Origin of the sequence: Nocardioides sp. NPDC006273 (assembly GCF_040613495.1) — a bacterium.
Classification (GTDB): domain Bacteria; phylum Actinomycetota; class Actinomycetes; order Propionibacteriales; family Nocardioidaceae; genus Nocardioides.
Genome location: NZ_JBEXSD010000055.1, coordinates 14,371 through 28,365, shown reverse-complemented (window position 1 = coordinate 28,365; position 13,995 = coordinate 14,371). Strand labels below are relative to the sequence as shown.

The 13,995-nt window shown below is 68.4% G+C and carries 13 protein-coding genes; 7 read left to right on the top strand and 6 right to left on the bottom strand.

Going from position 1 to position 13,995, the window contains the following annotated elements; all coding sequences use genetic code 11:
- Nucleotides 1-3 precede the first annotated feature (3 nt).
- From egtD to egtB, 3 genes are read right to left on the bottom strand one after another with little or no spacing between them, the layout of a single operon-like run.
- Nucleotides 4-1,008, bottom strand: a complete 1,005-nt coding sequence (egtD, locus tag ABZZ22_RS21055; RefSeq protein WP_354935345.1) for an L-histidine N(alpha)-methyltransferase — start codon at nucleotides 1,006-1,008, stop codon at nucleotides 4-6.
- A complete protein-coding gene (locus ABZZ22_RS21050) occupies nucleotides 1,005-1,475 on the bottom strand; it encodes a hypothetical protein (protein ID WP_354935343.1) in 471 nt (156 codons plus the stop codon). Before ABZZ22_RS21050 ends, egtD begins: the two co-directional genes overlap by 4 nt.
- A complete protein-coding gene (egtB, locus tag ABZZ22_RS21045) occupies nucleotides 1,472-2,728 on the bottom strand; it encodes an ergothioneine biosynthesis protein EgtB (RefSeq protein WP_354935341.1) in 1,257 nt (418 codons plus the stop codon). Before egtB ends, ABZZ22_RS21050 begins: the two co-directional genes overlap by 4 nt.
- Nucleotides 2,729-2,960: 232 nt before the next feature.
- Here egtB and ABZZ22_RS21040 point away from each other — a divergent pair, with 232 nt between their 5' ends.
- The 4 genes from ABZZ22_RS21040 to ABZZ22_RS21025 all read left to right on the top strand — a co-directional run bounded on the left by ABZZ22_RS21040 (nucleotide 2,961) and on the right by ABZZ22_RS21025 (nucleotide 7,366).
- The gene (locus ABZZ22_RS21040) at nucleotides 2,961-3,626 is read left to right on the top strand and encodes a response regulator transcription factor (protein WP_354935339.1); all 666 of its coding nucleotides are present in this window, start codon (nucleotides 2,961-2,963) and stop codon (nucleotides 3,624-3,626) included.
- Nucleotides 3,627-3,653: 27 nt separating this feature from the next.
- A complete protein-coding gene (locus ABZZ22_RS21035) occupies nucleotides 3,654-5,420 on the top strand; it encodes a GAF domain-containing protein (RefSeq protein ID WP_354935336.1) in 1,767 nt (588 codons plus the stop codon).
- A 126-nt stretch (nucleotides 5,421-5,546) separates the two neighbouring features.
- A complete protein-coding gene (locus ABZZ22_RS21030) occupies nucleotides 5,547-6,497 on the top strand; it encodes a universal stress protein (protein WP_354935333.1) in 951 nt (316 codons plus the stop codon).
- Nucleotides 6,497-7,366: a universal stress protein gene (locus tag ABZZ22_RS21025; RefSeq protein ID WP_354935330.1), complete on the top strand. Its 870-nt coding sequence runs from the start codon at nucleotides 6,497-6,499 to the stop codon at nucleotides 7,364-7,366. Before ABZZ22_RS21030 ends, ABZZ22_RS21025 begins: the two co-directional genes overlap by 1 nt.
- Nucleotides 7,367-7,406: 40 nt before the next feature.
- Here ABZZ22_RS21025 and ABZZ22_RS21020 read toward each other — a convergent pair whose 3' ends face one another.
- Nucleotides 7,407-8,903: a SulP family inorganic anion transporter gene (locus ABZZ22_RS21020; RefSeq protein ID WP_354935327.1), complete on the bottom strand. Its 1,497-nt coding sequence runs from the start codon at nucleotides 8,901-8,903 to the stop codon at nucleotides 7,407-7,409.
- A gap of 307 nt (nucleotides 8,904-9,210) precedes the next feature.
- On the opposite strand from ABZZ22_RS21020, the gene ABZZ22_RS21015 reads away from it, so the two are divergent.
- Nucleotides 9,211-9,633 (top strand): MerR family transcriptional regulator, encoded by a 423-nt coding sequence (locus ABZZ22_RS21015; protein WP_354935324.1) that lies wholly within the window; start codon nucleotides 9,211-9,213, stop codon nucleotides 9,631-9,633.
- 28 nt (nucleotides 9,634-9,661) lie between these two features.
- On the opposite strand, the gene ABZZ22_RS21010 is transcribed toward ABZZ22_RS21015, so the two are convergent.
- Nucleotides 9,662-10,315 carry a TetR family transcriptional regulator gene (locus ABZZ22_RS21010; RefSeq protein ID WP_354935321.1) on the bottom strand — a complete coding sequence of 218 codons (654 nt, stop codon included), beginning with the start codon at nucleotides 10,313-10,315 and terminating at the stop codon, nucleotides 9,662-9,664.
- Nucleotides 10,316-10,390: 75 nt separating this feature from the next.
- On the opposite strand from ABZZ22_RS21010, the gene ABZZ22_RS21005 reads away from it, so the two are divergent.
- Complete coding sequence (locus tag ABZZ22_RS21005; RefSeq protein ID WP_354935318.1) at nucleotides 10,391-11,596, top strand: MFS transporter; 1,206 nt, start codon at nucleotides 10,391-10,393, stop codon at nucleotides 11,594-11,596.
- A gap of 3 nt (nucleotides 11,597-11,599) precedes the next feature.
- On the opposite strand, the gene ABZZ22_RS21000 is transcribed toward ABZZ22_RS21005, so the two are convergent.
- Nucleotides 11,600-11,950, bottom strand: a complete 351-nt coding sequence (locus ABZZ22_RS21000; protein WP_354935315.1) for a hypothetical protein — start codon at nucleotides 11,948-11,950, stop codon at nucleotides 11,600-11,602.
- Between the two features lie 411 nt (nucleotides 11,951-12,361).
- Between ABZZ22_RS21000 and ABZZ22_RS20995 the strand changes: the two genes are divergently transcribed.
- Nucleotides 12,362-13,936 (top strand): peptide chain release factor 3, encoded by a 1,575-nt coding sequence (locus tag ABZZ22_RS20995; RefSeq protein WP_354935312.1) that lies wholly within the window; start codon nucleotides 12,362-12,364, stop codon nucleotides 13,934-13,936.
- Nucleotides 13,937-13,995: the final 59 nt, after the last annotated feature.

Sequence of the window (13,995 nt, the reverse complement as noted above, 5' to 3'; positions counted from 1 at the left end):
CGCTCAGCGCCTGGCCAGGACGAGCGCGTACGCCTCGTCAGCATCGGTCCACCAGCGGGCGTCGCGGAAGCCTGCCGCAGCCAGCTCGCCGGCGGCGCTGCTTCGGCGGAACTTGCAGGACAGCTCGGTGAGGAGCTCTTCGCCTTCGTCGAACTTGATGTCGAGGTCGAGCTCGCGCAGCTCCACGCGGACGGAGTCCTGGGCGACGAGTCGCATCTCGATCCGTTCCTCCTCGGTGTTCCACCGCGCGAGGTGCCGGAACCCGTCGGTGTCGAAGTCGGCGCCGAGGCTGCGGTTGAGGACGTGCAGTGCGTTGAGGTTGAACTCGGCGGTGACGCCGGCCGCGTCGTCGTAGGCGGCGACCAGCTGGTTGGAGTCCTTGACCAGGTCCAGCCCGAGCAGGAGGCCCTCCCCGGGCCGCATGGCGGCTGCGACCGATCGCAGGAACCGCTCTCGTCCGGGGCGGTCGTAGTTGCCCAGGGTGCTGCCGAGCAGCGCGATCAGCCGACGTCCCGGGGTCGGTAGCTGCGCAAGGTGCTGGTCGAAGTCGGCGACGACGCCGTGCAATGCGAGCCCCGGTCTCTCCTGGGCGAGTGCGTCCATCGCCTGGCTGAGCGCGCTGGCGCTGACATCGACGGGGACGTACGTCGTCAGCCGGCCGGTCTGCGTCAGCGCGTCGAGCAGGAGCCGGGTCTTCTCCGAGGAGCCGGACCCGAGCTCGAGGAGCACCTCGGCGTCGGAGCTCTCGGCGATCTCCCGCGCGTGCTCGGTCAACAGCGCCCGTTCGGTGCGGGTCGGGTAGTACTCGGGCAGCCGGGTGATCTCCTCGAACAGCTCCGAACCGCGCTGGTCGTAGAAGTACTTCGGCGGAAGCCACTTCGGCGACGCGCTCAAGCCGGTGCGGGCGTCCTCGGCAAGGCTCTGTCGCAGGTCCTCGGCGGTCAACAATGTGGTGAGACTGCCCGGGGATGGTGTGCTGGTGCTGGTCTGGCCGTCGTCGAGGTTCACGCGGGGTTCTCCTTCGGGTTGTGCTGCGGTGTGTCGAGCCGCCACCAGGTCGGCCCGCAAGGGCTGAGGACCCCGATGGTGCGCGGCGGGATCGGGGTGGACGGAGAGCCAGCGAGCGGACGGCCGCTGACGACGTACTCCCAAACCCCGGGCTGGACCAGATGGCTGCCCTCGTCGCCGGTCAGCAGGGCGAGGTCCTCCCCGTCGCTGAGGAGAACCGAGTAGCCACCCACCTCGATCTCGTTGGCGAGCTGGACCACGGCAGAGCCGACCGGCAGGCGCTGCTGTTGAGCCCTGTCGAGGACGAGCGTCCACGACTCCTCGATGGTGCCGCTGACCGCGACGGTCCATGGACCGACCTGCAGGGGAGCAGCGCAGTCGTCGTGATCACAGGCCCAGTCGACGTGCGTCCGGGGCGGTCCGAGGATGCCGCGATGGGCACATGGGATGGCCGCTGACCAGGTCACGCACGGCGCCCGTCGTCGGCGAGCCGGAGGCCGGTGACCGGCCAGCGCGCGCCGGGCGGGAAGAAGTTGCGGTACGAGGCTCGGGTGTGTCCCGGCGGGGTGAGCGCGCAGCCGCCGCGGAGCACCATCTGGCTCGACATGAACTTCCCGTTGTACTCGCCGATCGCGCCTGCGGCGGGGTGGAACCCCGGGTAGGGCAGGTAGGCCGAGGAGGTCCACTCCCAGCAGTCGCCGAAGAGCTGGCGCAGGCCGCCGCTCGCGGGGCCGGCCGCGCGTGGGTGGAAGCTGTCCCGGTCGGCGAGGTTGCCGGTCACCTCATGGGTCTGGGCAGCGTGCTCCCACTCGGCCTCGGTCGGGAGGCGCTTGCCGGCCCAGGTGGCATACGCGTCGGCTTCGTAGTGGCTCAGGTGGCAGACCGGCAGCCCGGGGTCGAGCGGCACCGTGCCGTGCAGGGTGTGCTCGAACCACTCGCCGTCGGCCTCTCGCCAGTAGAAGGGGGCGTACCAGCCCTCGGTGTTGACCCGCGCCCACCCGTCCGAGAGCCACAGCTCGGGGCGCCGGTAGCCGCCGTCGGCGATGAACTCGAGCCACTCGCCGTTGGTGACCAACCGGTCGGCGAGCCGGTACGGCTCCAGCCACTGCTGATGCCGCGGCAGCTCGTTGTCGAAGCAGAACCCACCGCCCTCGGAGCCGATCTCGACCAGGCCGCCGTCGAAGTCGACCCACCCCAGCCGATCCATTCCGCCGCCCGCGACCGGGCGCCCGGCGTACACCGGCTCCAGCGGGTTGAGCGAGAGCACGTGCTTGATGTCCATCAGCAGCAGCTCCTGGTGCTGCTGCTCGTGGTGGAAGCCGAGCTCGATGGTCGGGGCGAGCTTGGCGAAGGTGCCCTCGTCCACACGGTCGAGCAGATCCCTGACCCGATCGTCGACGTTGCGCCGGTAGTCGCCGACCTCGTACGCGCCGGGGCGGCTGATCACGCCACGCATCGGCCGCGCGTACCTCGGCCCGACCTGCTCGTAGTAGCTGTTGAACAGGAACCAGTACCTGTCCTGGAACGGGGTGAAGCCGGGCTCGTTCTCGGCCAGCACGAACGTCTCGAAGAACCAGGTCACGTGCGCGCGATGCCATTTCGTCGGGGACACGTCGGGCATCGACTGGACGGTCTGGTCCTCGGGGGAAAGAGGTGCGGCGAGGCGTTCGGTGTCGGCCCGGACTTCGTCGAAGCGGGCGATCGCGGTGGTCGTGTCCATCTCACGTCTCCTGTCGGATCAGCCGAGACCACCTAGGTCGCGCAGGGCGACCTGGATGCTGTGGTGGCAGGTTGAGTAGGCCGGTTGCTAGGAACCACTCTGCCTGGTCGCCCAACCCAGCGCACCGCCCTTGCCTCGAGCGTGGACAGGGGACGCGTCGAGGGACTTTGGTCCTCGGGTTGCGGGCCGGACGTGCATTGGCGGGCGCCGTGCTCGGTCGTAGATTGAAAGGGTGACCGAATCAGTAGCGCCCCAGGGCGCGGAGCCCATCCGGGTCTTCCTGCTCGATGACCACGAGGTGATCCGTCGGGGGATCAAGGACCTCCTCGAGGACGAGGACGACATGGTCGTCGTGGGCGAGTCGGGGCTGGCGGACGAGGCCCGGCGCCGGATCCCGGCGCTGCGGCCCGACGTCGCGATTCTTGACGGCCGCCTCCCCGACGGTTCCGGCATCGACGTGTGTCGCGACATCCGCTCGGTCGACCCGAGCATCGCCGCGCTCATCCTGACCTCGTTCGACGACGACGACGCGTTGTTCTCCGCGATAATGGCCGGTGCCTCCGGTTACATCCTCAAGCAGGTACGCAGCGCCGACCTCGTCGAGACCGTTCGTCAGGTCGCGGCAGGCAGGTCGATGCTGGATCCTGCGGTGACCGCGCAGGTGTTGGAGCGGATCCGCACCGGCCCGAAGACCAACTCGGCGTTCGAGCACTTGACCAACCATGAGCGCCGGATCCTGGAGCTCATCGGCGAGGGCCTGACGAACCGACAGATCGGTCAGGAGATGCACCTCGCGGAGAAGACGGTCAAGAACTATGTTTCGTCGCTCCTGGCCAAGCTGGGGCTGGAGAGCAGGACCCAAGCTGCGATTCTGGTGACCAAGTCCTTGCAGGGTTGATACGTTGGGGGGCGTACCACTCATCCGATGAAGAGGGTCGATGTGGAACGCACACCGCCCCGTGAGCGTCGTGGGTCGAGCTCCACGGCCGAAGAGACAGTGCATGGCGCGCCGTTTGATGAGCTGCTGACCGAGGTGCTGGACAGGGTCACTGACGCTCGAGACGAGCAGGTGCGGTGGCGGTTGCTGCTCGACGCCATCGTCACGATGGGCGCGGGGCTCTCCATCGATGATCTGTTGGATCGGATCGTCAAGGTGGCCGGTGCGCTGGCCGGCGCGAAGTACGCCGCCCTCGGAGTTCTTGCCGGCGCCGGCGAGCGCCGGCTGCGCCTCTTCGTCACCCACGGGCTCACCGCCGAGCAGCAGATACTGATCGGCGATCTGCCCAGCGGCCACGGTGTGCTCGGCCTGTTGATCGACCACCCTGAGCCGCTCCGGTTGCCTGAGATCACCGCACACCAGGATTCCCACGGGTTTCCCGCGAACCATCCGCCGATGGGCTCCTTCCTCGGCGTGCCCGTGCGCATCGGAGAGAAGGTGTTCGGCAACCTCTACCTCACCGAGAAGATCGACGGCGAGGAGTTCACCGACCAGGACGAGGACATCGTGGTCGCTCTGGCCGCAGCTGCGGGCGTCGCGATCGAGAACGCGCTGCTGGCCGAGGAAGCGGCACTACGGGGACGTTGGCTCGACGCTAGGGCCGAGATCACCAGCGCGCTGATGGGCGACATCGACCGTACGACCGCGTTGCAGCTGGTGGCCGATCGGGCTCGTGAGATCGCGGGTGCAGACGTCGCCTGGATCGTGACGGGGCCGACTGCCGAGCGGCTGCGGGTCGAGGTGGTCTCCGGGGCCGACATCGACATCGACGTGCTGAAGCACGCCCCGATGCGTGAGTCGGTCGCCGGCCAGGCGATCGGTGTCGGCGCACCGATGATGGTGGAGGACATCGCGACGGCGACCGGTGGGGGTAGTGCGGCTGCGGTGATCGATCTGAGCGATCTCGGGCCCGGTGTGCTCGTGCCGTTGGGGCGTACTGATCCGTCCGAGGAGATGAACGCTGTGGGTGTGCTTGCGCTGGCGTGGCGGCGGGAGAATGCCGATCTGGCGCAAGACGTCGATCTGACGGTCGCCAACGCGTTTGCCGAGCAGGTGGCGCTGGCGATCCGGCTCGCACAGAACCGTGAGGAGCGTCAGCGGCTGGCGGTCTACGGCGACCGCGACCGGATCGGCCGGGATCTGCATGACATCGTGATCCAGCGGCTCTTCGTGATCGGCCTGCGTCTTCAAGGCGTTCTCAACCTGGCGGAGAACCCGAAGCTCCATGCCCGCCTCGACCAGGCCATCGATGACATCGACGACACGATCCGCGACATCCGGCGCACGGTCTTCGAGCTGGGCACCCCGGAGCACAGCGGCGACATCCAGTCCCAGGTGACCGACTTGGTGAACCGGGCTGCGAAGTCGCTGAAGTTCCGACCGACGCTCGCCTTCGACGGCCCGATCCGGCTGCGGGCCACCCCCGAGGTCACCAAGGACGTCCTCGCTGTCCTTGGCGAGGCGCTTTCGAACACCGTCCGCCACGCCCATGCGAGCGAGCTCGAGGTGTCGCTGTCGGCAGATTTCGATCTCGTGCTTCGTGTGCGCGACGACGGCGTCGGGGTCCCCGCTGATGCGTTGGAGAGCGGGCTGGCGAACATGCGTCATCGCGCCGAGAGTCACGGTGGACGGTGCACCGTGGAGCCCGCGGAGCCGCGGGGGACCGTGGTGGAATGGTCGGTACCCCTGAGCTGAGTGCTCAGGAGTCGATGAGGTCGGCCCCATCGCGTGGAGGGCCATCTCCTGGTTGCTGACCAAAGTCCATTCGATCGGGCCGACCGTCCCTTTCGGGCGACCACCCTGCGGGCGGACGCTGAAGTCATGAACACGAACAGAGATGTCATCCTGGCAGGAGTCGACGGCACCGAGGCCGGACTCGCCGCCGCTCGCTACGCCGCCGCAGAGGCGGCTCGACTCGGTGTCGCGCTGCACCTGATCTATGCGATCGACCCGTATGCGCCGGCGCTGCCGACCTGGCCGCCCGCCCCGACCGACCCCGACTCGAGGATGGGCAAGCTCGGCAGGTCGATCCTCGACGAGGCGGAGGAGGCTGTCGCTGACAGCGGCGCCGTGGTGAGCACCTACATGCTTCTCGGCCGCCCTGCGTTGGTGCTGGTCGAGAACGCCGCCAAGGCGCGGTTGGTCGTGCTGGGAGATCAGCCGCGCTCGCTGTTCGACCGGATCATCACCTCCTCCATCATCGCCCCGGTGGCGGCCCACTCGCCCGCCCCCGTGGTCGTCGTCCCCGCTGCCTGGCCGAGCGACGAGGTGACCCGCGAGATCGTCGTCGGAGTCATGGACGCCTCGACCTCGGCCGCCCTCGTCCGCCGCGGGCTGGAGGTCGCGGCCGCCCGTGGAGCTCGGCTGCGCCTGCTGCACGCCTGGCACGCCTTCGGTTCGTACCCGGACCTCACCGCCGGGGTCGACGAGCGCCTGTGGACCGAGCGGGCGGAGCGGGAGCTCGACGCCGTCCTCGAGACCGCTCGCGCCGGCTCGGGTGCTGTCGCGGCCGGCGTCGAGACCGTCGTCGAGGCTGTGCAGGCACAGACCGCGTACGCCCTGGTCGAGGCGTCCCGGAAGGCCGAGCTGCTGATCCTGGGCCGAGGCCGGCACTTCCTCGGTCTCAGGCACTTGGGCGGCACCTCCCGAGCAGTTCTTCGGGAGAGCGTCTGCCCGGTCGAGATCGACCCGACCGTGTCTCCGTCGTTCGAGGGGGACACCGGGGCCGACAGCGGCCTCGCCACAGCGGGTAGCCAGCCGGCGAACGTCTGATGACCACGACGGAGGGCACAGTCCTGGTCGGCGTCGAGAACTGGCCGGCCGCGGCCGCGAGCGTGTCGTGGGCTGTCGAGCAGGCTTATCGCGACGGACGTGACGTCGACCTGATCCACGTGGTGTCCGTCTCGAGCCTGGACACTCCGCCCGGATTCCGGGCCGGTGCGGCCTCGGGCCTGGAGCAGGCCCACGGGACGATCGTGCTGTCGAGCGCCGGACGCTACGCCGAGCGCTGCCTCGACGAGCTCTCCAGGGCATGGGAGTTCGCCGGGCGCCGACGTCCGGCGGTGACCGCGGCGCAGCGGGTCGGATCCGTGGCGACCGCGCTCGTCGACGCGTCCGGCTGCGCGTCGCTGCTCGTGCTCGGGTCGCGCGGCCAAGGGCCGCTCGGCAGTTGGACCCTCGGGTCGGTCAGAAGGTCGGTGGTTAAGGACGCGCGCTGCCCGGTCGTCGCACTGTGTCCCGGAGCCGGTGGCGTGGGACGCGGTGTGCTCGTCGGCATCGACGGGACCAGCGACTCCATCCCTGCCTTGGAGTTCGCCTTCGACCATGCCGCCCAGCGAAGCCTGCCGGTGACGGTGCTCTACTGTTACCAGGCTCGCGGCCCGCAGTCGCCCGAGGACGACCGGCGCCTGGTCGCGGAGTGCGTGGCGGGTCTGCGGGAACGCCATCCGGACCTGCACCCGCAGATGCGGATCACGGCCGGCAGCCTCGCGCGCGAGCTCGCCGAGCAGGCACAGACCATGCACATGGCTGTGGTCGGTGGATCCAGTGGTGGCGTGGCGCGCCATCTCCTGGACCACGCCCACAGCGTCGTCACGGTGGTCCCGGCCGTTGCTCGACGAGCTGACGCGGTCTGTCTCTAGACGGTCATGCGGGGCTGCCCGACCGATGCAGAGGTCGTGCTCAGTGCGAAGGCAGCTGCCCGGTGAGACGCTCGTGCATGTGGCTGCTGGCCTCGTTGAGTCCGACGATCTGGACCGACTTGTCCTTGCGGTTGTACTTGGTCTCGATGCCGTCGAGGGCGGCCACCGTCGAGGCATCCCACACGTGGGACTGGCTCAGGTCGATGACCACGCGCTCGGGGTCCTCGACGTAGTTGAACTGGTAGACCAGATCGTTGCTCGAGGCGAAGAAGAGCTCGCCCGTCACTGTGTACCGCGCGTACGCGGTGCCGTCGGCCTCCTCGATCAGCTCGCGGTCGACCCCGACGAGGTGGTAGATGCGGCGTGCGAAGAGCATGAAGGCCAGGATGACTCCGGCCACGACGCCGATGGCGAGGTTGTGGGTGACCACCACGAAGACGACCGTGGTGAGCATGACGAGGGTCTCGGATTTCGGCATCCGCTTGAGGTTCGCGGGGGAGATGCTGTGCCAGTCGAAGGTGCCCACCGAGACGATGATCATCACGGCCACCAAGGCAGCCATCGGGATCTTCCCGACGATGTCGCCGAATCCGACGACGAGGATCAACAGGAAGACTCCGGCCAGGAACGTCGAGATTCTGGTGCGGGCGCCAGAGCCCTTCACATTGATGATGGTCTGGCCGATCATCGCGCAGCCACCCATGCCGCCGAAGAAGCCGGTGATGACATTGGCGGCGCCCTGGCCCCAGGACTCGCGGGACTTGTTGGAGTGGGTGTCGGTGATGTCGTCGACGAGCTTGGCTGTCATCAGGGACTCGAGCAGGCCGACCATCGCCATCGCGAAGGCGTAGGGCGCGATGATCTGGAGAGTCTCGAGAGTGAAGGGGACATCAGGGATGAGCATCGACGGCAGGCTGCGCGGAAGCTCACCCTCGCCGGATACGTTCGGGACATCGATGCCACCTGCCAGCACAAGTGCGGTGATGATGACGATCACCACAAGCGGTGCCGGGACGACGGTGGTCAGCCTGGGCAGGAAGACCAGGATGACGATGCCGAGCGCGACCAGCGGGAAGACCATCCACGGCACCCCGACGATGTGCAGGCCGCCGTGGGTGTCCAGCCCGAGCTGGGGAAGCTGGGCGATGAAGATCAAGATCGCCAGTGCGTTGACGAAGCCGACCATCACCGAGCGCGGCAGCAGCCGCATCAGCTGTGCCGTGCCAAGCAGGCCGAAGACGACCTGGAACACGCCACCGAGGATGACCGTGGCGAGCAGGTAGTCCAGCCCATACTCCGCGGCGACCGGGGCGATCACCAGGGCGATCGCCCCGGTGGCGCCGGTGATCATGGCGGGCCGACCACCGAGGAAGGCGATCGAGACCGCCATCGTGAACGAGGCGAAGAGCCCGACCCGAGGATCCACGCCCGCCAGGATCGAGAAGGAGATGGCCTCCGGGATCAGTGCCAGCGCAACGACGAGACCGGCGAGGACCTCACGGCGAAGGATCCGCGGGGAGCGAAGAGCGGCAACCACGCTGTCCTCGTTATGGGCAGGCGCGGGCTGGGCAGGATGACGCAAGAGGGATCTCCGTCCGGGGATCTGAGAGTGGACAATCGCTCATGGCACGCATCGTCGCGGTCGAGCGGAAGCACGTCGGCAGGTTTCGGCCCGGCGCGTGCGTAACGCGGCCGAGCCGATCCGGACTCTACCCTTACGTTAGATTAGGGACGGAATTCGCGTAGAGCTCTCGCCGAGAACTCGCTCTGATCTCGACCGTGCGGGGCTCCAGGTGCACCCCGGATAGACTCGGTCGATACGGTCAACCAGGTAGGGACGGTCCATGACGCAGCGGCACATGCAGATCGGCGAGGTTGCCGAGCAGACGGGCTTGAGCCTCAGGACGATCCGCTACTACGAGGAGATGGGGCTGGTCGTCCCGACTGCCCGCTCGGCCGGCGGTTTCCGGCTGTACGCCGAGGAGAATGTCGCCCGGCTGCAGCTCATCAAGCGGATGAAGCCGCTGGAGTTCAGCCTGGAGGAGTCCAAAGACCTTCTCGGCGTGCTCGACGCCATCGAGGCCGGGCCTGCCGCCGATGCCCGTGTTGATCTCGTCGGCCGGCTTGAGATGTTCCATGAGGCCGCCATGGCCAGGGTTGAGGATGTGCGTCGGCAGCTGACGATTGCTGAGGAGTTCGCCGCCGAGCTCAATACGGAGGTCGAGCGTCACAAGGCCATGCCCAACTCTGCTGTTACGTCAGGGTAGAGTTGGTGCGGGATGTTTCTCTCCGTGGTCAGCGAGCGGCGTAGGTGATCGCTCTGGGGATGGCGTCGAACGCCTCGCGGAGGCGCTCGATCAGCTCGGCGCGAGGCCCCACCTCGGGTTGATGACGTTCCTCGCGCACCCAGTTCTTGGCGCCGCAGCGCCACGCGGAGAGCGCGAACTCGCAGGCCAGTCGGAGCTCTAACTGATTGGCGTGGTCGATGTCGAAGGCATCCTCGAGCTCATCGGCGAGCTGCTGCTGAACCTTGGTCGTCTGCAGGGCGGAGTAGGCGCGCAGCTCCGGCGTCCGGGCTGCCAGGCCGCGGGTGGCGAGGAAGCGCCGCTCCCAGCCATCATCCATCCTCTCCAGGGCTGTCAGCATCGCAGTGCGGAGCCACTCGAGGACCGGGCCCTCGAGCTCTTCAGAGACGACCCTGGCCAGGAACGCTTCCCACAGTTCATCCTCGGCCGCCATGGCGACCGACTCCTTGGACTCGAAGTAGCGGAAGAACGTACGCGTGGACACCTCCGCCTCGTCGACCAGCTTCTCCAGGGTCGTCTGATGGAACCCGTCCGCGCGGAACAACCTCAGTGCGGTCTCGACGAGATTGCGACGGACCTGCAGCTTCTTGCGCTCGCGCAGTGGGAGGGCGCGCTCTGGAGCGGTCGGCGTCGGGTCGGACATGTCGCAAGCCTAGCCCGGATGCGCGTCACCGGTAACTGCTTGTCAGCAGCGTACGCCGATCCTAAGCTTATGCGCATGACAGGCACATTCTCGGAGCGACGAGCGTCGGCGCTTTTCACTCTCCTTCTCGCCTCGACGCTCGGCGTGATGGCCGGCGCGACGGTCGCGCCGGTCCTCGCGGTGATCCAGAACGACTTGGGTGTCTCCGGCACTGCGGCCGGGTTCATCATCACCACGCACGGGCTGACGATCGCTGTCGCCAGCCCACTCGTCGGGCGGATGATCGACCGCTACGGCGTACGCGTCCCGCTCGCCGTGGGGCTGGTGCTGTACGGCCTTGGTGGCGGCGCCGGGATCTTCGTCGACGGCTACCCGTTGCTCATCGCGAGCCGGGCCGTGCTCGGCCTGGGTGCCGCGATCGTCTTCACCGGCACCACGGTGGCCCTGCTCGCGCTCTATGCCCCCGGGCCCGAACGCGACCGGATGATGGGCTGGCGCACCACCGCGATCACCGTCGGCGGCCTGCTCTGGCCCCTGTTGGCCGGGGCACTCGGAGAGATCTCCTGGCACGTCTCCTTCTCTGTCTACCTCGTGGGGATCCCCCTCGGCCTGGCCGTGCTGGCCACGGTTCCATCCACGACATCCCCAGGCGGAACCACCACGGGCGGCGCCTTCCGCACGCTCGTCTCCCATCCCCGGCTGATCGGCATCCTCGCGATCATCCTCGCCAGCGGGCTGATGCTGTACGTCCCGGCAGTCTTTCTCCCCAAGCGCCTCGAGCAGATCGGGATCACCTCGACCTTCGTGACCGCGATCTACGCCGTCACGCTCGGCGCCGTCGCCGCGAGCGTGCTCGGCCTCTTCTACGACCGAATCCGCGCCCGGCTCGACGATGCCTGGATCATGCGCATCGCCAGCGCGGGATGGACCGTGGGCCTGCTCGCCTACGCCTTCATCGATCATCCCGTCCCGCTGCTTCTCGCGCCTGTTCTCCTCGGCGCTGGAAACGGGCTGGCCATGTCGACGCTCACGCTGCTCGTTGCCGAACAGGTCCCTGCCGACCAGCGTGGTCGGGCGACCTCGCTCCAAGGCACGGCGATGTTCGCAGGGCAGTTCCTCTCGCCACTGTTCGCCGGGCCACTCATCGCCGCGACGACCTATGCGACCGGGTTCACCGCCGCGGCCGGCCTGGCTGCGCTGATCACGATCCTGGTGACGGTCACTCGCGTCGCCCACCTTCCCGACAGGGCCGATGATGATGCCTCCGCCCTGGCCCGTTGATCCCTACTCGCGCACGCCTGACCGGAAGCTCAGCAAAAGCGCCACCGCGGCCACCACGGCCAAGGTCACCAGGCCGAACTCGTAGGAACCGGTGAGGGACAACGCGATCGCCGGCACCAGCGGCGCCAGCGCGGCAGCGGTGATGGTCGCCGACATCGCCATGCCCTGGATCTGCCCCAGTCTCGCCGTTCCGAACGTACGCGCCCAGACCGTGCCGTTGACGACGTTGCTCGCGCCGATGCCAAGACCACCAACGTCTTGACCAGCGGAAACGCTCCCTGACCCGACGTACGCAGCAGCGCGAGCGCCACGAAGGCGAGAATCGCTCCGCTGGCGAAGCTCGCCATCAGGCATGCGACGACCAGGGCAACGCCGACGGCGGCCCAGGCGGTGCGCAGTCCGCAGCGATCGATGATCCGCCTCAGGATCGTCATCGTCACCGCTGACACGATCGTGCCGGCGGCGTACAGGACGGAGAAGGCCGTTCGCGAGAGCCCGGTGCCGGCCAGGAACTCGTCGACGAAGACCGAGATGAGGAACGACTGACCCGGTGCCGATGCGGCGAAGGCGATCGAGGCGAGGACGAGTATCCGGACCTGGTTGCTTCGTGTGCCGCTGGTGGGCTCGGCCGCGAGGCGGGATGGGGGCACCGAGATACCTTCCCGAGGTGGGGGATGGCTGGCTGTGCCGGACCCGCGGTGACCAGGAGGTCCGAGCCCGGCGCGATGCCAGCCATACCCTCACGCGACGGTAGAATTATGACCGATGTCTGACCTCGACCGCCGCCCCCGACGTACCTTCGCCGTCATCAGCCACCCGGACGCCGGAAAGTCGACCCTGACCGAGGCCCTGGTTCTGCATGCGCAGGTGATCGCCGAGGCCGGCGCGGTCCACGGAAAGGCCGGCCGCAAGGGGACCGTCTCGGACTGGATGGCGATGGAACGCTCCCGTGGCATCTCGATCAGCTCGACGGCTCTGCAGTTCGCCTATCGCGACCATGTGGTCAACCTGGTCGACACCCCGGGCCACGCCGACTTCTCCGAGGACACCTACCGAGTGCTGTCCGCGGTCGACTCCGCGGTCATGCTCGTCGACGCCGCCAAGGGCCTGGAGCCGCAGACGCTGAAGTTGTTCCGGGTCTGCGCTCGCCGCGGCCTCCCGGTGATCACCGTGATCAACAAGTGGGACCGGCCGGGGCGCGACGCTCTCGAGCTGATGGACGAGATCGAGTCGCAGATCGGGCTCCGGCCCACTCCGCTGACCTGGCCGGTCGGCGTCCCCGGCGACTTCCACGGAGTCCTGGACCGGCGTACGGGCGGATTCGTCCGCTACACCCGCACCGCGGGCGGAGCCACTCGGGCACCGGAGGAGCACCTCACCGCCGAGGCGGCGCTCGAGGCGGCCGGTGAGGACTGGGAGCGGGCCAGCGAGGAGGCCGAGCTGCTCACCGCCGACGGCGGCGACCACGACCAGTCCACCTTCCTGGCAGGTAAGACCACCCCGGTGCTGTTCGCCTCGGCCCTGCTCAACTTCGGCGTCGCCCAGCTCCTCGACACCCTCCTCGAGCTCGCTCCGGCCCCCGGCCCGACCCCGCTGGCCGCAGGCGGGGAACGCGAGGTGGACGCGGACTTCTCTGCGTACGTCTTCAAGGTGCAGGCCGGCATGGATGCCAACCATCGCGACCGGCTGGCCTACGCGCGCGTCTGCTCGGGCGTCTTCGAGCGCGGCATGGTGGTCACCCACGCGGCCACCGGGAAGCCGTTCGCCACGAAGTACGCCCACACCGTCTTCGGCAAGGAACGCTCCTCGGTCGAGACCGCCTCGCCCGGCGACATCGTCGGGCTGGTCAACGCCAACGCGCTGCGCGTGGGCGACACCATCTACGACGGTGCGCCCGCGGAGTTCCCGGAGATCGAGAGCTTCGCTCCGGAGCACTTCGTCAGTGCTCGCGTCATCGACGCCGGCCGCTACAAGCGATTCCGGCGCGGAATCGAGCAGCTCGACCAGGAAGGCGTCGTCCAGGTGCTGCGCTCCGACCTGCGCGGCGACCAGGCGCCGGTGCTCGCCGCGGTCGGGCCGATGCAGTTCGAGGTCGTCGCCGCCCGGATGGAGACCGAGTTCCATGCTCCGATCCGGATGGACAATCTCGCCTACTCGCTCGCACTGCACACCACCCCCGAGCACGCCGGCACCATCAGCGGCTTCAGCGGCGTCGAGGTGATGACCCGCTCCGACGGCACCGTCCTCGCCCTCTTCCCCGACAAGTGGAAGGCCGACTCCGTACGCCGCCAGGCACCGGGTGTGGTGCTCGAAGCCCTCCCCGTCGGCGGCGGAAGGTGACCAACGCCTTCGCCGGCGCTGGGCCACACCGTACGATCGCTGTGCTCAGCCAACGGTAG

Bases quoted from the DNA above. Each gene is read 5' to 3' on its own strand.
- egtB (WP_354935341.1), bottom strand. From the start codon at position 2,728: ATGGACACGACCACCGCGATCGCCCGCTTCGACGAAGTCCGGGCCGAC.
- ABZZ22_RS21035 (WP_354935336.1), top strand. From the start codon at position 3,654: ATGAAGAGGGTCGATGTGGAACGCACACCGCCCCGTGAGCGTCGTGGG.
- ABZZ22_RS21030 (WP_354935333.1), top strand. From the start codon at position 5,547: ATGAACACGAACAGAGATGTCATCCTGGCAGGAGTCGACGGCACCGAG.
- ABZZ22_RS21025 (WP_354935330.1), top strand. From the start codon at position 6,497: ATGACCACGACGGAGGGCACAGTCCTGGTCGGCGTCGAGAACTGGCCG.
- ABZZ22_RS21015 (WP_354935324.1), top strand. From the start codon at position 9,211: ATGACGCAGCGGCACATGCAGATCGGCGAGGTTGCCGAGCAGACGGGC.
- ABZZ22_RS21010 (WP_354935321.1), bottom strand. From the start codon at position 10,315: ATGTCCGACCCGACGCCGACCGCTCCAGAGCGCGCCCTCCCACTGCGC.
- ABZZ22_RS21005 (WP_354935318.1), top strand. From the start codon at position 10,391: ATGACAGGCACATTCTCGGAGCGACGAGCGTCGGCGCTTTTCACTCTC.
- ABZZ22_RS21000 (WP_354935315.1), bottom strand. From the start codon at position 11,950: ATGCCTGATGGCGAGCTTCGCCAGCGGAGCGATTCTCGCCTTCGTGGC.
- ABZZ22_RS20995 (WP_354935312.1), top strand. From the start codon at position 12,362: ATGTCTGACCTCGACCGCCGCCCCCGACGTACCTTCGCCGTCATCAGC.